Source organism: Parahaliea maris, assembly GCF_008064665.1.
GTDB lineage: Bacteria > Pseudomonadota > Gammaproteobacteria > Pseudomonadales > Halieaceae > Parahaliea > Parahaliea maris.
Map to the genome: position 1 here is coordinate 61,257 of NZ_VRZA01000008.1, position 18,336 is coordinate 79,592.

Sequence of the window (18,336 nt, forward strand, 5' to 3'; positions counted from 1 at the left end):
CCATGCCACGCCCCGCCATCCTTGCCGCCGCCCTCTCCCTCGCTGTCGCACAGCTTTCCGCTGCGGCAACGCAGGCCGCCAACGTGATTCTGTTCGTTGGCGATGGCATGGATGACCAACAGGTCACCATTGCCCGCGACTACCTGAAGGGCGCCCGTGGGGAACTGTTGCTGGATAGCATGCCGGTGCGCGGTGCAGTGCAGATCCTGACCGTCGAGGACAGCACCGCCGGCAAGCCGGTCTACGTGGCGGATTCCGCCAACACCGCCACCAGCCTCGCGACCGGGCAAGTCACCAGCCGCGGCCGCATTGCCACCAGCGCGGGGGACGACCGCGACCTGGTCACCATCGTGGAGCTGGCGCAGGGCGCCGGCCTGCGCACCGGCATCGTCACCACCGCCAGCGTCACCGATGCCACCCCGGCCTCCTTTGCCGCCCACATCAGCTATCGCCTGTGCGAGAACCCCGGCTCCATGGTGGATATCACGGTCAGCGGTGTTGAGCTCGGGGGCTGTGAGCAGGACCTGAAAGCCAGCGGCGGCCCGGGGTCGATTTCCGAACAGCTGGCGACGTCGGGGCTGGATGTACTGCTGGGCGGCGGGGCCAAGCATTTTGAGCCGCCCGTGGAAGGCGGGGAGCAGAGTGTGGCGCGACTGGCACAGGTGGAGGGCTTCAGCGTTGTTCGCAGTCGCGAAAACCTGCTGGCGGCCCAGCCCGGTGAACGCCTGCTGGGGTTGTTCTCCGCCAGCACAATGCCCGTCCGACTGCAGGGCGAAGGCGGCCGCAGCGCAGAAGCGCCCGAGCCCAGCCTGTTGAACCGGGTACACCCCTATCTCGGCAGCGTCACCCTGCCGGAACCCATGCGCTGCGAACCCAACCCCGATGCAGCGGGCCTGCCCAGTCTCAAGGAGATGACCGACGTCGCGCTGCAACAGTTGTCACACGACAACGACCGCGGCTTCTTCCTGATGGTGGAGTCCGCCTCCATCGACAAGCAGTCCCACGAGCGCAAGCCCTGCGGCTCCATCGGTGAACTGGAACAGTTGGAAGAGGCAGTGGCCAGCGCCATGGCCTTTGCCGAGAGCCACCCGGACACCCTGATCCTGGTGACCGCCGACCACAGCCAGGCCGCCCAGCTCGTGCCCCAGCGCAGCATGTTCGAGCAGTACACGATACCGGTGTACACCACCGGCAAGATGGCGCGCATCATCACGCCGGAAGGCAGCCTGATGGGGGTCAATTACGCCACCAATGATTTCGGCTACGAGGAACATACGGGCGCCAATGTACCGCTGTACGCCAATACCGCCGCCGCGGGGCGGGTGAAGCCCTTCCAGCGTCAGCCGGAACTGTTCGGGATCATGCGGGAGTATCTGGGGCTGTAACGCCTCAGTCGACAGCCGTCACCCAGCCGAAGGGGTCTTCGGCATCGCCGTACTGGATGGCCATCAGCTCGTCGAACAGGCGACGGGCCACGGGGCCGGTCTGGCCGCCGTTGATTTCATAGTCCCGTCCCTTCATCGCCATCAGGCCAACCGGTGACACCACCGCGGCGGTGCCGCAGCCGAATACCTCGGTAATCCTGCCGCTGGCGATGTCGGCCATGACCTCATTGATATCCAGACGAGCCTCTTCCACCTCGTAACCGAGAGTCGGCGCCAGCTTGAGCAGGGAGTCGCGGGTGATGCCGGGCAGAATGGACCCGCTGAGCGCCGGCGTCCTGATCAGGCTGCCGTCGTACACGAAGCAGATATTCATCGCTCCGACTTCTTCCACATAGCGGCCCTCGATCGCGTCCAGCCACAGCACCTGGGTGTAGCCCTTGCGTGCCACCTCCTCGCTGACATAGAGGCTGGCGGCGTAGTTACCGCCGGTTTTGGCCTCCCCTACCCCGCCTTTGACAGCGCGGCGCATCTCGTCGGACACGTACACCGAAACCGGGTTGAAACCCTGGGGATAGTAGGGGCCGGCGGGACCGGTAATGACGAAGTGCAGATAGCTGGCGGCCGCACCCAGCCCCAGCTTGGGGGTGGTGGCGATCATGGCGGGCCGGATGTACAGCGACGCGCCGGCATCACCGGGCACCCAGGCCTGGTCCAGCGCCACCAGCTGTTTCAGGGCCTCGACATGAAACCCGGCGTCCACTTCGGGCATCACCATACGCTGTGCGGAGCGATTGAAGCGAGCCGCATTGGCCTCCGGTCGGAACAGGTTGATACCGCCGTCCTTGCGCCGGTAGGCCTTCAGCCCCTCGAAAATTTCCTGGCTGTAATGCAGCACGGCAGCCGCGGGGTGGAGGGAGAAATTACCAAAGGGGCAAATCTGCGCATCGTGCCAGCCCCGGCCTTCATCGTAGACCTGGGTGAACATATGGTCCGCGAAGCCGGTGCCAAAGGAGTAGGTCTCAGGGCAGCGGCCGCGCTCCGCTTCAGGTAGTGCATTGATCTGGATAGTCATGGTGCTCGTAGGCTTCACTTCAGCTGTCGGGTAGTCCAGGTGATGACTCTCATTCACCGTCCGGGTAATTCAGGAGAGATTGTAACTGGAATCGGCGGGGTTTCGGCTGCCAGAACCTAAATCATCCAAAATTCCCAGTATTAACGGTGGCAATGGCGCGCTAGAGGTTTACCCAGCTGTTCAGGGCCTTGAGGCGGAACTGCTCACCGCCAAAGCTCAGCACCACCGAATCCGGCAGAATCTCGTCCACCTTCACCCCTTTGCCCACGGGCTGGCCGGCTGCGACGCTCTTGCCGTTGATCATCACGGTGGAGCGGCCGCCGTCACCGCGGTAATCGTGCTGGCTGTAGAGCAGCGTGGGAATGGCATCCTTGCGCTGCTGGGACAGCTCGCTGAGGAAGGGCGCAGGGTGCTCCTGCAGGGACGCATTGCGCATCTCGGCCCGCGCCCGGGCGACCAGCTCCTCGACGTCGAGGGGCTCTTCCGACACCGCCGCAGGCGGCGCATTCTTCACCGCCGGCCGGGGTGTGACGACCGTCGATCCAATCGGAGCGGTGGCGGCGGCTTGCGCAGTGGCCTCGACGACCTCGTCACGAGCTTCGTCTTCGCCATCACCGGCACCGGCGTACAGGGCGCTCACCTCCGCCGAGGGCTCCGGGGCCGTAGCCGGAGCCGGCGTATCCACCGTGGGCGGCGTTGATACGGTTTGCGCTGGCGCCGGCGGCACCGGAGCTTGCGGCTCTGGTTGTGGTTGCGGGGGCTGAACCGCCTGTGGCTGAACCGCCTGTGGAGGGACGTCTGGGGCGGGTCGCAACAGGAACCAGGCCACGCCAACGAGCACCAGTATCAGCGCCAGGCCGATCAGGCCCTGCCGCCAGGCGGAGGGCGCGACCGTCGCCTCGGCGTAGTGGACTGTCGCCACCCCCGGAACCTCCCCGGGATTGGCTCGCTCACGCTGGGAGCGATTGATGGCATCGAGGATCAACGACACAGGTAACTCCCGTTGCTGGTACTGCTATTACAGCGGCCCGCTATGCTCACGAATCGTCCTCCAGCGCCTCGCCTTCCAGCCGGGCCAGGGCCAGGGTGCGGCTGGGGTCGATGCCCAGTTGTTCATTCAGTTTCAGCAGGGTGCGCACTCCGACGACCCCGTCATCCTGCAACTGGTTCTGCTGCTGGAACAGCTTCACCCGGCTCTGCAGGGCGCGGTTGAACTGCTGCCGGGCAAGCGGGTTGGGTTGCCCATCCAGCCGCGCCAGCATCTGCGCCACGGAAGCCACCGCGGGGCTGGTGTCCCCCAGCGCCAGCGGGCGCTGGTAGCCCTCCGGTGGCTGCCAGAGCAGGTAGAAATCACCCTGCCACTGGCTGGCCAGTTGCCGCAGGGGAACCTCCTCGATCGCGCCACCCGGTGTTGCCAGCCGGGCCTGCTGGCCGTCCACCCCCAACAACAGGGCGGCGGCGCGAAAACGCTCCGGCGTTACCAGTTCCAGCACCAGCGGGCGGTCGTAGCCCAGCAGGCTGTCCCAGGTGCGCACCTGTTCCCGGTAGCAGGCGAGCCCGGACACCGGTTCCGCGCCGCACACCTGGAGCGGGGCCAGGGCGTCCGACTGCAGGCTCCACAGCAATTGTCCGGCGGCCTCCGGTGACAGCAGCCAGGCGGGTCGGCCAGCATCGGCTGCAGGCTCGGGAGCCTTTCGGGTAACTGCCGGCGCCTGCACCGGTGCTACTGCACTCTGTACAGGTGCTGCCGCGGGACTGGCAGGCGTTGCCAGGGTCACAGGTTTCTCCACCGCAGGGGGCGACTCCCCCGGCAATGGAGCCCACTGCCACAGGGCCAATCCGCTGGCGACGGCCAGGACAACGAACACCGCAATAGCGCGGCGCCAGGGAAAGCCCGGACCGAGCCCACCCTCTTCGCCCATCACTTCCCGGGCGGCCGTGGCGACCATGGCGCGGTCCACCCGGCCCTTGTTCTGGCCGTAGGCACCGAGCAGGGCGCGGTCGCAAAGCACATTGATCAGGCGGGGGATGCCGCGGGTGCGCTGGTGGATGGCGCGCACGGCTCCTCGCGGAAACAGTTCCCGGTCGGCGGTCAGGCCCGCGACCTGCAGGCGGTGACGGATGTAGGCGTGGGTCTCGTCCGGGTTGAGGGGCTGCAGGTTGTAGCGCGCGGTAATGCGCTGGTTGAGCTGGCGCAGCTCCGGCCGCTGCAGCAGAGACGCCAGTTCGGGCTGGCCGATCAGCACGATCTGCAGCAGTTTCTCGCTGTTGGTCTCCAGGTTGGTGAGCAGGCGGATCTGCTCCAGCACGTCGAAATCCAGGTGCTGGGCCTCGTCGATCAGCAGCACGGTCTTGCGGCCGCGGGCGTGATTTTCCAGCAGGAAAGCGTGCAGCTTGTCGGTCAGCGACTTGAGGCTGCTACCCTCACCGGCGTAATCGATACCCAACTCGTCACAGACGCTGGCCAGCAGTTCCAGCGCGTTGAGGGCGGGGTTGAGAATGATGGCGATATCGGTATCGTCGGGCAGCTGTTCCAGCAGGCAGCGGTTCAGGGTGGTCTTGCCGGTACCCACTTCGCCGGTCAACAGGATGAAGCCACCGCCGGCGCCCACCCCGTACAACAGGTGGGCGAGTGCGTCCCGGTGGCGCGGGCTCATGAACAGGTAGCGCGGATTGACCGCGATGGAAAAGGGCGTTTCCTTCAACCCGAAGTACTGGTGGTACATATCAGCCCATACAAGCCCGGAGCGAGGGAAGCATTATGCCCAAGGGCCGCGGCGCCGGCTATGCCGTCGCCGTGTTTTCGGCGCGCGCCAGAAACTCCAGCGCCTCGTCACACCACTGCAGGAAGTTCTCTCCCTGGCGGATACCGGCAATCAGTGCCAGGTAGATCCCCTTGCGACGGATTGGCAGGCTCTCGGGATCGTCGTAGTGGCGGCGGCGAATTTTCTCATAGAGATACAAGCGCCCCATCATCTCTTCCCGGCGCTGCACAATTTCAGCGGACAGCCGGCTGATATTGTCGGCGCTCAGGTTGTACAGCTTCACCCAGAGGTCGTCCTTGGCCTCCTGCATCCGGCTCTCTCCCCACACCCACTCCGCCAGTGCCTCCCGACCCGCCCCGGTAAGGCGGTGAACGATCTTGTCCGGCTTGCCCTGCTGGACAACGGGCTCCTTCTCCAGCCAGCCCTTGTCGGTGAGCTTGTGCAACTCCTTGTATATCTGCTGGTGACTGGCGTGCCAGAACAGGCCCAGGGTCACATCGAAGGCCTTGGCCAGTTCGTAGCCAGACATCTCGTCTTCCAGCAGGGCGGTCATGATGGCGTGGGACAGGGCCATGGTCTTCCTTGTGTGCGGTGATTCCGGCGCCAGCATAACGCGAGGCCCCCTGATATACAAAAAGTTGCATATGGCCGAATTATGCAATAAATTGCATAGCCACAATGGATCACCATCGCCTACCAACGAGGAACCGCCCCATGGCACTGCCCGAGTCACTGGCCAACCGCCTGCAATTGCCTGCTGTTGCATCCCCCATGTTCATCGTCTCCAACCCCGACCTGGTCATCGCCCAGTGCAAGGCCGGCATCGTGGGCTCATTCCCTGCCCTGAACGCCCGTCCCGCCGCGGAACTGGAAGTCTGGCTGCAACGGATCACTGAGGAACTGGACGCCTGGAACCAGGCCAACCCGGACCAGCCCGCCGCCCCCTTCGCGGTCAACCAGATCGTGCACGGCTCCAACGACCGCCTGCAGCACGACCTGGAGATGTGCGTGAAGTACAAGGTCCCCATCGTCATCACCTCGCTCGGTGCCAAGGAATTCGTCAATGAGGCGGTGCACTCCTACGGCGGCATCGTCCTGCACGACATCATCAACAACCGCTTTGCCAAAAAGGCCATCGAGAAAGGCGCCGACGGCCTGATTGCGGTGGCGGCCGGCGCCGGCGGCCACGCCGGCCCGATCTCGCCCTTCGCCCTGATCCAGGAAATTCGCGAGTGGTTCGACGGCCCCCTGCTGCTGTCCGGTTCCATCGCCACGGGTGACGCCATTCTGGCGGCCCAGGCCATGGGCGCAGATCTCGGCTACATCGGGTCCGCCTTTATCGCCACCGAGGAAGCCAACGCCGAGGAAGCCTACAAGCAGGCCATCGTCAACAACGGCGCTTCCGATATCGTCTACACCAACCTGTTCACCGGTGTGCACGGCAACTACCTGCGCCCCTCCATCGAGGCCGCCGGGCTGGACCCGGACAACCTGCCCGAGAGCGATCCCTCCGCCATGAGCTTCGGTTCCGGCGGCGATTCCGCCGCCAAGGCGTGGAAGGACATCTGGGGCTGTGGCCAGGGCATCGGGGCGGTCAAGGATGTGCTGCCCGCGGCGGAACTGGTCGCGCGCCTGAAGCGTGAATACGCCGCCGCGAAAGCGCGCCTGACTGCCGCCTGATCTGGACAAAACGACCAGACCAGAAACAACAAAGGCCGGCAATGCCGGCCTTGTATCGAGATGGGGCGAGGATCAGTTACCCATCGCCTCGTTCATCTTCTCCCCGGCTTCTTCTGCGGCGTCTTCCGCTTCGTCAGCCATATCGTCCATGGCATCACCGGCCTCATCCATGGCGTCTTCGGTGGCGTCCATGGCATCGTCCATGGCGTCGGACATGGAATCGCCGGCATCGGCCATGGCATCCCCGGCGGCATCCATTGCGTCCTCGGTGGCGTCGGCGGCGTCATCCATCATGTCGCCCGCGGCATCCATGGCGTCATCGGTTTTCTCTTTCATGGTTTCCGCCGCTTCCGACATGGAGCTCTTGGCTTTCTCGGCATCTTCCTTGGAACAGGCTGCCAGGCCCAGAGTCAACACTGCAGCGGCAATCGCGGCGGTCAGAGTTTGCACTTTCATTCGCTTTCCCCTCTCATTTCTGTTGTGTTCTCGGAGTGGCTTCTGCCAGCCCGTTACGGCCGAAGCCCAGGAACCCACATTGAGCACGGACGCCGTTTAGCCTACACAGGCGCCGCGAGCGAGTAAAGCGGCATCACAATACCAGCCAGCCGGCATTTTTCAGTAAGGGACCGCCCGCGTCAGGCAAAGTCCTGCTTTTCCATCCAGGGTATCAGGCGGCGAAAACCCTCTTCGATCTGCTCGATGGAGGTGGAGTAACTGATACGCAGGGCATTGCTGCAGGACTCGCCGAAGGTCTGCCCCGGAATCGTACACACGCCCGTTTCCTTGAGCATACGCAGGGCCACGTTGTTGCCGTTGATACCTTCCGGCAGCGACGGGAACAGGTAGAACGCCCCCTCCGGCTTGTAGCCTTCCAGATAAGGCGTCTGCTCGACCAGCTCCACTACCCGGTCGCGCCGCCGGGTATAGAGCGCGAGCATATCGTCAACAAACGTCCGTTCTCCGCGCAGGGCCGCGACACCGGCCCACTGGCACGGGGTGTTGGCCACGGTCGTGGTGAACATGTGGTAACGGCGCAGCTTCTTGATTGCCCCCTGGCTGGCGATCAGCCAGCCGACCCGCATGCCCGCCATGCTGAAGGTCTTGGAAAAGCTGCTCACCACCATCACGTGATCCAGGTCCGAGCAGCAGGACAGCACGCTGGGATAGGTCTTGCCGTCGTAGATCAGGTGATCGTAGACCTCGTCACTGATGACATACACCCCCCGGTAGGCGGCCTCCTCCACGATGGCTTCGATGGTCTCGCGCGGGTACACGGTACCGGTCGGGTTGCTCGGTGAGTTGAGCACGATGGCGCAGGTATTCATGTCGATCGCATCGATTACATCCTGGGGGTCGAGCTGGTGGTTGTTTTCGGCACGGGTGGGAATGGTTTTTACCGTGCCGCCGTTCATCCGCACCAGGGGGGCGTAGAGCATGAAGGCCGGATCCGGGATGATGAACTCGCGCCCCGCCGAGGAGGTGGAGGTCAATGCCAGGTAGATTGCCTCGGTCGCGCCCGTGGTAATGAGGATATTGTCCGGGGTGAGATGCCGGCTGTAACGCTGCCCGTAATATTCTGCCAGCGCCTCGAGCAGTTCCGGCAGGCCGGCGTCCATGGTGTAACCGGTCTGCCCGGCCTGCAGCGCCTCGACGGTGGCATCCACCACGTGCTGGGGCGCCGGCAGATCGGGCTGGCCGATGGACAGGTGCACCACGTCACTCATGGTTGACGCCAGGTTCACCATCTTGCGAATGCCCGGCATGGGAATGGTCAACAGCGCCGGGTTCCAGATCGGGTCTTCGGATTCGTAAAAGTCGATATCGTGATCGCCCATCTGAAGTCTCCTTACGCCTGGTGAAACAGGGGGGGCCGTTTGTCGGTCAGCGGGGCCTCCCGCTGGTAGGCATAACCGGCCTGCAGCACCCGGGCGTCGTCGAACTTCGCCCCCACCAGTTGCAACCCGATTGGCAGCCCATCGGCGCAGAATCCGCAGGGTACGGAAAGCGCGGGCTGGCCGGTGAGGTTGAAGGGGTAGGTAAACGGCGTCCAGGTGGGCCAGCGGGTACTGGGCCAGTCTTCAGGCACCTCGCGGTTGGTGGCAAAGGCGGTGATGGGCAGCGTGGGGGTGAGCAAGAGGTCGTATTTCTGGTGGAACGTGGCCATACGCTCGCACAGGGCCGCACGCTCGTTCATCGCGCCCATGTAATCCAGCATCGACAGCCGCGCGGCCTTCTCGGCCACCTTCACCAGTTCCGGGTCCATCTGCTCCCGCTTGCGCGCACCCAGGTCACGCATCGCATTGGCAGCACCGCCGTAGAACAGGTGGCCGAATGCACCCAGTGGGTCACTGAAGCTGGGGTCCACTTCGACCACCGTGGCACCGAGCCGGGAGAACACTTTGGCCGCCTCGCGAACACTGGCTTCTACCTCCGGCGTCACCTCGACATGGCCGAGGTTGGGACTGAAAGCGATTTTCATCCCTTCCACACCGCGCTTGAGGTCGGCCGTGTAGTCAATCCCCCGCCGGGGAATGGCGTTGGTGTCGCGGTGATCGGCCTCGCTCATCACGTTCATGAGCAGGGCGCAGTCTTCCACTGTCCAGGTCATCGGGCCGGCGTGGGCCAGGGTGCCGAAGGGGCTGGCGGGCCAGTGCGGCACCTCGCCAAAGGAGGGCTTCAGACCCACGATGCCGCAGAAGCCGGCGGGAATGCGGATCGAGCCACCGGCATCAGTACCCAGGCCAATGGCACCCATGCCCAGCGCGACCGCGGCGCCGGTACCGCCACTGGAACCACCTGCCGTGCGGCTCGGGTCCCAGGGGTTATTGGTGTGCCCGCACAGGGGGCTGTCGGTGACCCCCTTCCAGCCGAATTCCGGCGTGGTGGTCTTGCCCAGCGGTACATAGCCGTGCCGGTCCAGCGCCGCGATGCAGGGGGCACTCTTGCCGAGAGTACTGTTGGGTTCGATCGTGCGGGAGCCTTTGAGGGTCGGCCACATCGGGGTCAGGAATACATCCTTCACCGCGACCGGCACACCGTCCAGTAACCCCTTGGGTGACTTGTTGTTGTAGCGCAGCTCCGCTTCCAGCGCGTAGCGCAGTGTGGTCTCCTCATCCACCAGGCAGTAGGCGTTTACCTCGCCGTCGAGCTTGTCGATCTGGGCCAGCATGGCCCTGGTCACCTCTACCGGCGACAGGCTGCCATCGGTATAACGGGCGACCAGTTCGGTGGCTGTGAGGGCGACGATATCCTGACTCATGAGTACCTCCTGTGCATTTCACGGCATCAGGGCGAGCAACACGCCCTGCCCTGACCGTACATGCCTCGAGGTGGAAGCGTCAAATGAGTGGCCGGCTGACGGCGTGCGCCGGGCCCGCTAAACTGCCGGAATTCCCCAAGCCAAGGACAGCCCCGTGAATAACCCAGCCCACAGCCTGCACCCCCGGTTACTGGCCGACAGCCATCTGCTCGGCCACCTCGACGGCGGCACCCTGTTGTTGTCGCGCAACGCCCTGTTGCACTGGTTCATCCTCGTGCCGGAAACGGAGCTGGAGGACGTACTGGACCTGCCCGCTGCGCAGTTGCCCATTGTGCTGGCGGACTGCCGGGCGCTGTCGGTGTTTCTCAAGGAGGAACTGCACTATCCCAAGGTCAACTTTGCCGGCCTGGGTAATGTGGTCCCCCAGATGCACCTGCACATTGTCGGCCGGCGCGAGGGGGATGCCTGCTGGCCGCAACCGGTGTGGGGCAATCTGCCCGCGGGAAGGCCCTGGCAGGACGACGAACTGGTTGCGCTGAAGGAGGGGTTGGCCGCCCACTGCGGCCTGGTGAAATCCTAGCGAGCCGACATGTAGACCGACTCGCCCCAACCCACCAGCTCACCGCCACGGAACACCAGGGGCGTGGTTTCATCGCGGGTGGTTTCGCCGTCGGACTTGCGCCAGTGGGTGCGGTAGAACAGCACCCGGATCTCTTCGCCGTCGCGACTGAGGGCCTCGGAGTCAGCCGGCGTTCCCAGCCGTTGACGGACCTCTTCCTGGCTCATGCCAATCTGCAAACCACTGATCGTCTCCCGATTGGAGCGCTGCTCTTCCTGCCAGTCGTCGCCGGCGCCGTCAGTTTTAATCACCACGCAGCCTGCCGCCGACAGCATGAGCAGTACCACAACCATGTATTGGGCCAGGGAAATCACCGTTTTCTTCCTCCAGTTGTTGTCTCGGTGGCGCCTGTCCTGCAGTGCGCCCTACAGGTGATATAGTTAACCATAACACCCGGAGCCACAATGGCGCCCGTCGCGCAGAACACTCACTTTGTCGCGAGGACGAACATCAGTCGGCGAAGCGGTAATCTGCCCCCAGTCCGGCGATACGAATGCGGTTGGCGAACACCGAGAACGCCAGGTAGGCGGCCAGGCCATTGGTGCGCAACATCCACGGCGGCAGGTAGAACGCCGGAGCGATGCTGCCGTCCTCGAACAGCGGAGCCAGCTCGATCACATCGCTCACCGTCATCCGTCCTGCAAACAGGAAGCGGCACAGGCGCAGTCGATTGTGTTGCAGCGCCCAGCGGAAGAAGGTGTGCACTTCCATCAACCCGTGCAGGTAAACGGTATCCTTGGTGAAGGCGCTGCCCCCGGTGACCGGTGCACCCCGGAAGACCCGCATGGCCGAGTTGAAGCTCTCCACCTCGCTCTGCCCGGCGGCCAGGAAGTAGCGGAAGACCTCGATAAAATCCGCGCCACGCAGGGCCATGTCGATGGCGATGATACGCAGGGCGATGCGCTGCAGTCGGCGGATATCCACCGCACCGGTCACCAGCTCGGCAAAGGTGGCCAGGCCTTCCTGGGTACCGGTGGTACGCGGCGCCCCGAGGCTGAGGCTGGTGAAGTGGGGTTGCTCGCGACCGTTGAGGGCGGTCAGGCTGTGCACGAAGGCCTCGTGCTCCAGCAACTGGTTGAGGTCGTATTCCGAAAAGGGCGTCCCCGCCCGCAGGCGAATACGGGTGGCGCCGGCGGCGGCCTTGGAGGCCAGATGTTCATCGATCACCACGTCGATGTGGTGGCGGTCGATCACCTTGCCGATGCGCTCGCTGAGCTCCTGCTGCAGCACCTCCGCCGACAGGCAGTAATCCGCCTCGTGCAGGCTGTACTCCTGCTCGTAGGCCGCGGTCACATCGATGAAATGCCGGGCGGCATCGATGTTGTGTACCGTACCGCCCGCCAGGGTGTCGCCCGGCTTGCCGTAGAGCGACAGGGAGCGCGCGGTGACCGCGGGCGTGCCGCGGGCCTCGAGCAGGCGGGCGGCGTCGTGGTAGGAGCGGGCCGTGTTGTACAGGTAGCTCCCCAGCGGATGGCTCCTGTCCACTTCCGCCATCAGCGCATCCAGCGATCGCAGGGTCCCGGCGTGGGACTGGGGGGCGTAGCTCACCTCGGGCAGGCGGGGCTGCCCCGCCCGCCATCCCTCGAGAAAGGCGGTTTGTACTTCCCTCGGCCAGCTCAGGCTACTGAGCAGCTTGATATCCTGCACCATCGCCACCAGCCGGGCATCCCAGCGGGCGAAGGGTTCGAGTTCCGGAGCCAGGTCTGTCACGGGCAATCCCCACTACAGTGGATGGCAGTCTGGCGCAGTATAGAGTCCACGCGCCCCGCGGCTAAGGAACTGTTTTCGGCAATTTACCGCAGTTCGTGACCAGGTGATGCCCCTGCCCTATCCTTGGCCCATGGACCTGTTCGAGCAACGAGATGAAGAACCCCTGCCGCTACCCGACGCCGACGTGCGCCTGCTGCGCCGCCCGGTTCTGCCCCTGCCTGCTGCTCAGGTGATGGCGCGCCTGCTTGAGGAGACTCCGTGGGCGACGCGGGAAATCCGGCTATTCGGCAAAACCCTGCCGGAACCGCGCGAGAGCGCCTGGTATGGCGACCCGGGCACCGAATACCGCTACTCGGGGCTGCTGCTGCATCCCCTGCCCTGGACGCCCCTGTTGCAGCAGCTGCGTGAAGCCGTGGAGCGCGCCAGTGGCAGCCGCTTCAACTCCGTGCTGCTCAACCACTACCGCAACGAACAGGACAGCATGGGCATGCACGCCGACGACGAACCGGAACTGGGGCAGCGCCCGGTGATCGCCTCCCTCAGCCTGGGCGCAGAGCGGGTGCTGACCTTCCGGCACCGCTACGACCGGGCCCTCAAACCCCTGCGTGTGCCGCTGGCCGATGGCAGCCTGTTACTGATGGCGGGAGACACCCAGCGCTACTGGAAGCACGGTATCGCCAAGCTGAGCCGGCCCTGTGGGCCGCGCCTCAACCTGACCTTTCGCCAGATCCGGACCTAGCTGGAAGCACCGGCAACGGAGGGCCGCAACAGGCGGATGCCGAACACCGGCCCGGCGGTGTGCCGGCCGATGGGTTCGAAGCGCACCCGCACCTGCTGGCGGTTGCGGGTGAAAGGCTCCGGCACCGGGTAGGACACGGTCATGAATTCACCGGGCTGCGGCGCCTCGAGTTCCTGCCGCGCCAGCTCCTCACCGTCCAGGAGAATGCGGAATTTGCGCCGGCGCTCACCGCCCCAGTAGGTGGCCTGCAGGATCAGTTCGCCAGGTACTACCGGCAGGTCAAACTCGAAAAAGCCCTGCATGCGGGCGTCGCGGCCGTGGCGACCCCGGTACACCACCGGGTAGGAAATCTCCGAGGTGAGGTTACAGTCCCGCTCGGGCTGCATCTCACCGAGGTGGATAACGGCAACGGAGCGCGCCGCCAGCTCGCGTTCAGCGCGCTGGGCTGCCACCAGCGCCGCCTCCTCTTCGGTCCATTGTGATTCGCTGAAGCGCCGAAAATACACCGCACTGCGACGCTCGTACTGGCTGTAGAACGGCACCAGGGAAAGCGCACCGGGCCTCGCCACCTCTGCGCTGATCCGATAGGCCGCAGTGCCGCTGTCGCCCTGCACCGCCTTCTCGAGAGGCGCCTCGCCCACCAGTGCCGGGACCATCCCCTCATACACGTCACTGGCCGGCCCGAGATCGGCGGCCATCACCAGCGGCCCGTGCAACAGGGCGACCGTGCTCGCATCACCGGGGGTGACCTCTTCCCGTAGGGACAGCGTCAGATGCAGTGCCAGCCGGTCCCCGGCATTCCAGCGCCGGGTCACCAGGGCATAGCCGGCCTCCAACAACGGCGCTACCGGTTCTCCATTCAGCTTCACGGTGAAGCCTTCTGCCCAGCCGGGAATGCGCAACGCCAGGGTAAAGGCGCCATCGCTGCCGGGGGTGAGCACCTCCAGTGTGCTGTCGGCGCCGTGGGGATAAGTCGTTTGCAGACGCAGGCGGGCCCCGGTGGCCGCCCACCCGGCTTGCGCGGGAATGTACTGGTTGACGAACAGGACCGGGTCGCCGCCCCCTTCGCCCTCCCAGAAAATGGACTCGCCGTGCTTGGCGTGGCTCTCCATGCCGCTGCCCACACAGCACCAGAACGAATCGAAGGGGGTGGAGTACTCCCTGGCACTGCCCGCCATCAGCGGCGTCATGTAGGTAAACATCCCGGTCTCGGGGTGCTGGGCGGCCATGATGTGGTTGAGGTGGGTACGCTCGTAGTAATCGAACAGGGCGGCGTCCGGGCGCTGGCCATAGAGCCGGCGGGTCAGGCGCAGCATGTTGTAACTGTTGCAGTGCTCACACGTCTGCTCGGTGATGTGGTCGGCGATACGGTCCGGCTCGAAAAAGTACTCCCGGTCGGCATTGCCGCCGATGACATAACTGTGATGCCCCGTCACCCGCTGCCAGAAAAAGCGTGCGGCCCCGGCACGCTCGCGGTCGCCGTCGAGCTCGGCAATGCGCGCCAGGCCCACAAGCTTCGGCACCTGGGTGTTGGCATGGAAATTCGCCAGTTCATCGCGCCCCGCCATCAGCGGGTCCAGCACGCGCTGGTCGTACAGGCGCCGGGCCACCGCCAGCCAGCGGGCATCGCCGGTGCGCGCATAAAACTCGGCGAAACTCTCATTGAGGCCGCCGTACTCACAGGCCAGCACCTGCTGCAGTTGTTCATCAGACAGGGCCAGGAACACTTTTTCCAGGTAGCTCGCAAAACCCAGCGCCACCGGCAGGGCGTTGCTTACACCACAGTAATGCTGGGCATCCAACAAGCCGGCAAACAGTTTGTGAATGGTGTACAGCGGCGCCCAGGCGCCGTTCAGGTCAAAGCCTCCGGAGATGATTTCGCCGCGCATGATCTCGGGGAAAATTTCCTGGCCATCTGCAATCGTCCCGTCAGGGCGTTTGCGGGTCAGGCCGGCGACATAGCCGTCACCGCGCTGCGCCTGGATACGTTGCAGTTCATCCACGATGTACTGCACCCGTCGGCAGCTTTCACTGTCTCCGGTCTGGGCGTGGGTGAGGGACAGGGCCGACAGGTAATGGCCGAGAGTGTGTCCGGCGATGGTGTCGCCCTCCCAGCCGCCGTAGACCTCGCCTTTTGGCGGCAGGCCTGCGCCGGTGTAGAAATTGTGCAGGAGGCGGTCGGGCTCGAGGCGGTGAAGGTACTCTGTGTTGGTCAGTACCGCATCGAGCATGGGGCCGGGCAACAGCCTCACTGCGGCCAGTGGCAGTGGCCGCGCGCGTGCTGGCAGGGCACCCCCGGTAACCGCGTGCACACCCCGGGGGACCGTTGCCAGTGCGGCAGTCGCACCGAGGCCTTTAACAAACTGGCGTCGAGGGGTATTCAGGGGCATCGCGAAATTCCGTCTACTGGTGGGGCGGTCATTCTTCGATGCGAGCCCCGACAATGCAAGCCACCGCTGGCAATTTGCCAGTCCACCATCGGCCTTGAACCTCCCCCTCTACTCAACTGGCCGCAAAGCGCCTATATTGCGGCTCATTGCAGCACACAAGGACTCCCCTTCATGACCATCGACTGGTACAGCTTCACTCCATGGACCGCCCTGTCGGGTGGCGTACTCATCGGCCTCGCCGCCGGCCTGCTGATCCTGTGGACCGGCCGGGTGGCAGGCATCAGCGGGATTCTCGGCGGATTGCTGCGGCCGGCAGAGGGCGACAACATCTGGCGACTCGCCTTCCTCGGCGGCATGATCGTCGCTCCCCTGCTGTGGCAGATGTTTGACCGCCTGCCCCCGATTCGCATCGAGGCCGGCTATCCACTCATCATTGCCGCCGGGCTGCTGGTGGGTTATTCCACCCGTCTCGGCTCCGGCTGTACCAGCGGCCACGGTGTCTGCGGCATTTCCCGCCTGTCGCCGCGCTCCCTGCTGGCCACCGGTTGTTTCATGGCCAGTGGCTTTATCACTGTGTTCCTGCTGCGCCACGTCATAGGAGGCTGACATGATTCGCTACCCGCTCACCGCCTTCTCCTCCGGACTGCTGTTCGGCCTCGGCTTGTTACTGTCTGGCATGGCTAACCCGGCCAAAGTGCAGTCCTTTCTCGACCTCGCAGGCAACTGGGACCCCAGCCTGGCCCTGGTGATGGCCGGCGCCATCGGTATCGGCTTCGCCGTATTCAGCATTGCCAAAACCCGCAGCGTCAGCCTGCTGGGTTCACCAATGCGTCTCCCCGAATCCAACCGCATCGACAGCCCGCTGATCCTCGGCAGCCTCGGTTTTGGTATCGGCTGGGGGCTGGTGGGCTTTTGCCCGGGCCCTGCACTGGTAGCACTGGGCGCAGGCGAGGCTCGCGCCCTGGTGTTCGTGGTAGCGATGGTGGCGGGCATGGGCCTGTTCGAGTGGCAGAAGCACCTGGAGCACAAGCGCGAACACAAGCACCACAAAAGGCAGAAACACAAACACCCGCACTGAGGTGAGGGCTGCAGTTCAGCTGAACACCAGCCCGGGGAAGCCCTCGCTGATATTGGCATCCAGCTTTTGCTTGTACTCACGCCCCACGTAGGGCATGAGTACCCGCGGCTTGCCCGCAATGTTGGCGCCCATGTACCAGGACCCGGCCTGTGGAAACAGGGTCTGGTTCGCCTCGTCCGCGGCGTGGTCCATCCACTGCTGCTGCGCCTCCCGGGTGATTTCGATGGTGGCACTGCCCGCCTCGCGGGCGCGGGCCAGCACCTCCATGATCCAGTCGACATGCTGTTCGATAGAGAGGATCACGTTCTGGATCACCGAAGGGCTGAATGGGCCGGTGATAGTAAACAGGTTGGGGAAGCCCGCCACGGTGGTGCCCAGGAAAGAGGTCGGCCCTTCAGCCCAGGCGTCCTGCAGGCTTAGCCCGTTGCGGCCAACCGGGTTGATGCGAGTCAGGGCGCCGGTCATGGCATCGAAACCCAGGGCGTAGACAATGGCATCTACCGGGTACTCGCGAGCCTCGGTCTTCACGCCCTGGGGGGTAATCTCCACCAGGGGCTCCTCCTGCAGGCTGACCAGATGCACGTGGGGCAGGTTGTAGGTCTGATAGTAGTTGGTGTCGACGCAGGCCCGCTTGGTAGCAATCGGGTAGCCGTGGGGTGTGAGGCGCCGGGCGGTGTCGGGGTCGTCAACAATGTCCTGGATTCGCTCGCGCACGAATTCTGCTGCCGCGGCATTGATTCGCTCGTCCTTGGTCAGACGCGGAATCTGTACGGTGGAGACCAGGCCGCCCCCGTTCCAGAGGATTTTGACGTGCTCTGCCAGTTCCTCGTCGCTGGGCTCCCAGTCCTCGGGCAGCATCTCGATTCCCGGCTCGCCCGCCGCCAGCGCAGCGCGGTAGTCTTCGTACATGGCCTCGAAGGCCTGCCGTTCTTCCTCGGGAATCGGACCGTTGAGCGCGGGTAAACTGAAATTCGGTGTGCGCTGGAATACGTGCACACTCTCGGCCTGCTCGGCAATCAGGGGAATGGACTGGATCGCCGAGGACCCCGTGCCGATCACCGCCACCCGTTTGCCGCTGAAATCGACCCCCTCATGGGGCCAGGTGCTGGTCTGGTAGCTGTCGCCCTGGAAGCTGTCCTGACCGGGAAAGTCGGGCTCGTTGGGCACAGAGAGGCAGCCGGTGGCGAGGAACAGGTACTTGCCGCGCCAGGTACCGGCCGCGTCGGTTTCCACCACCCATTCGCAGTTCGCCTCGTCATATCGGGCCGATTCCACCCGGGTACTGAAGCGAAAGAAGGGGCGCAGATCGTAGGTGTCGGCCACCAACTGCGCATACTCCAGGATTTCCGGCTGGGTGGCATATTTCTCGCTCCAGCGAAAATTGTGGCGCAGCTTGTCCGACCAGCTGTAAGAGTACAGCAGGCTCGGTATGTCGCAGCGTGCCCCCGGATATCGGTTCCAGTACCAGGTGCCCCCGACGTCCCCCGCTGCATCAAAACCCTGTACCGAATACCCTGCTTCCCGCAGGCGGTGAACCAGGTACATACCGCCGAAACCAGCGCCAACCACAATACAGTCCGCTGTTGTCCTGTTGTCACTCACCTTGTACTCCTCCAGCTGTTTGTTATCTCTTTACACG

General features: G+C 64.5%; 17 protein-coding genes. 6 read left to right on the forward strand and 11 right to left on the reverse strand.

Annotated features, from left to right (window positions below; genetic code table 11):
• The first annotated feature begins 2 nt into the window (after positions 1-2).
• A complete protein-coding gene (locus FV139_RS18300; protein WP_148069932.1) occupies positions 3-1,385 on the forward strand; it encodes an alkaline phosphatase in 1,383 nt (460 codons plus the stop codon).
• A gap of 4 nt (positions 1,386-1,389) precedes the next feature.
• Here FV139_RS18300 and FV139_RS18305 read toward each other — a convergent pair whose 3' ends face one another.
• The 4 genes from FV139_RS18305 to FV139_RS18320 form a co-directional block, all read right to left on the reverse strand.
• Complete coding sequence (locus FV139_RS18305; RefSeq protein ID WP_148069933.1) at positions 1,390-2,457, reverse strand: branched-chain amino acid aminotransferase; 1,068 nt, start codon at positions 2,455-2,457, stop codon at positions 1,390-1,392.
• Between the two features lie 160 nt (positions 2,458-2,617).
• Entirely contained in the window at positions 2,618-3,448 is an 831-nt protein-coding gene (locus FV139_RS18310) for a general secretion pathway protein GspB (RefSeq protein WP_148069934.1), read from the reverse strand.
• Positions 3,449-3,494: 46 nt separating this feature from the next.
• Positions 3,495-5,183 carry an ExeA family protein gene (locus tag FV139_RS18315; RefSeq protein WP_148069935.1) on the reverse strand — a complete coding sequence of 563 codons (1,689 nt, stop codon included), beginning with the start codon at positions 5,181-5,183 and terminating at the stop codon, positions 3,495-3,497.
• Positions 5,184-5,241: 58 nt separating this feature from the next.
• The gene (locus tag FV139_RS18320) at positions 5,242-5,796 is read right to left on the reverse strand and encodes a PadR family transcriptional regulator (RefSeq protein ID WP_148069936.1); all 555 of its coding nucleotides are present in this window, start codon (positions 5,794-5,796) and stop codon (positions 5,242-5,244) included.
• A gap of 140 nt (positions 5,797-5,936) precedes the next feature.
• Between FV139_RS18320 and FV139_RS18325 the strand changes: the two genes are divergently transcribed.
• Positions 5,937-6,902 (forward strand): NAD(P)H-dependent flavin oxidoreductase, encoded by a 966-nt coding sequence (locus tag FV139_RS18325; protein WP_148069937.1) that lies wholly within the window; start codon positions 5,937-5,939, stop codon positions 6,900-6,902.
• Positions 6,903-6,974: 72 nt separating this feature from the next.
• On the opposite strand, the gene FV139_RS18330 is transcribed toward FV139_RS18325, so the two are convergent.
• From FV139_RS18330 to FV139_RS18340, 3 genes are all read right to left on the reverse strand, one after another.
• Positions 6,975-7,358 carry a hypothetical protein gene (locus FV139_RS18330; protein WP_148069938.1) on the reverse strand — a complete coding sequence of 128 codons (384 nt, stop codon included), beginning with the start codon at positions 7,356-7,358 and terminating at the stop codon, positions 6,975-6,977.
• 179 nt (positions 7,359-7,537) lie between these two features.
• Positions 7,538-8,737 (reverse strand): pyridoxal phosphate-dependent aminotransferase, encoded by a 1,200-nt coding sequence (locus FV139_RS18335; protein ID WP_148069939.1) that lies wholly within the window; start codon positions 8,735-8,737, stop codon positions 7,538-7,540.
• 11 nt (positions 8,738-8,748) lie between these two features.
• Positions 8,749-10,161: an amidase gene (locus tag FV139_RS18340; RefSeq protein WP_148069940.1), complete on the reverse strand. Its 1,413-nt coding sequence runs from the start codon at positions 10,159-10,161 to the stop codon at positions 8,749-8,751.
• A 154-nt stretch (positions 10,162-10,315) separates the two neighbouring features.
• On the opposite strand from FV139_RS18340, the gene FV139_RS18345 reads away from it, so the two are divergent.
• The gene (locus FV139_RS18345; RefSeq protein ID WP_148069941.1) at positions 10,316-10,741 is read left to right on the forward strand and encodes an HIT domain-containing protein; all 426 of its coding nucleotides are present in this window, start codon (positions 10,316-10,318) and stop codon (positions 10,739-10,741) included.
• Here the strand turns inward: FV139_RS18345 and FV139_RS18350 are convergent.
• On the reverse strand, positions 10,738-11,094 hold the full coding sequence (locus tag FV139_RS18350; RefSeq protein ID WP_148069942.1) for a DUF3192 domain-containing protein: 357 nt from the start codon (positions 11,092-11,094) through the stop codon (positions 10,738-10,740). The two genes, FV139_RS18345 and FV139_RS18350, sit on opposite strands and share 4 nt — an antisense overlap.
• Positions 11,095-11,230: 136 nt before the next feature.
• Positions 11,231-12,490: a flavohemoglobin expression-modulating QEGLA motif protein gene (locus FV139_RS18355; protein ID WP_213004165.1), complete on the reverse strand. Its 1,260-nt coding sequence runs from the start codon at positions 12,488-12,490 to the stop codon at positions 11,231-11,233.
• Between the two features lie 106 nt (positions 12,491-12,596).
• Between FV139_RS18355 and FV139_RS18360 the strand changes: the two genes are divergently transcribed.
• Positions 12,597-13,229 (forward strand): alpha-ketoglutarate-dependent dioxygenase AlkB family protein, encoded by a 633-nt coding sequence (locus tag FV139_RS18360; RefSeq protein ID WP_235898721.1) that lies wholly within the window; start codon positions 12,597-12,599, stop codon positions 13,227-13,229.
• On the opposite strand, the gene FV139_RS18365 is transcribed toward FV139_RS18360, so the two are convergent.
• The gene (locus tag FV139_RS18365; protein WP_148069943.1) at positions 13,226-15,619 is read right to left on the reverse strand and encodes a glycoside hydrolase family 127 protein; all 2,394 of its coding nucleotides are present in this window, start codon (positions 15,617-15,619) and stop codon (positions 13,226-13,228) included. The two genes, FV139_RS18360 and FV139_RS18365, sit on opposite strands and share 4 nt — an antisense overlap.
• A gap of 171 nt (positions 15,620-15,790) precedes the next feature.
• Between FV139_RS18365 and FV139_RS18370 the strand changes: the two genes are divergently transcribed.
• Positions 15,791-16,225, forward strand: a complete 435-nt coding sequence (locus tag FV139_RS18370) for a YeeE/YedE family protein (RefSeq protein ID WP_148069944.1) — start codon at positions 15,791-15,793, stop codon at positions 16,223-16,225.
• 1 nt (position 16,226) lies between these two features.
• Positions 16,227-16,697 (forward strand): YeeE/YedE family protein, encoded by a 471-nt coding sequence (locus FV139_RS18375; protein ID WP_148069945.1) that lies wholly within the window; start codon positions 16,227-16,229, stop codon positions 16,695-16,697.
• Between the two features lie 15 nt (positions 16,698-16,712).
• Here the strand turns inward: FV139_RS18375 and FV139_RS18380 are convergent, their stop codons facing one another.
• Positions 16,713-18,299 carry a flavin-containing monooxygenase gene (locus FV139_RS18380; RefSeq protein WP_213004166.1) on the reverse strand — a complete coding sequence of 529 codons (1,587 nt, stop codon included), beginning with the start codon at positions 18,297-18,299 and terminating at the stop codon, positions 16,713-16,715.
• Between the last annotated feature and the right edge of the window lie 37 nt (positions 18,300-18,336).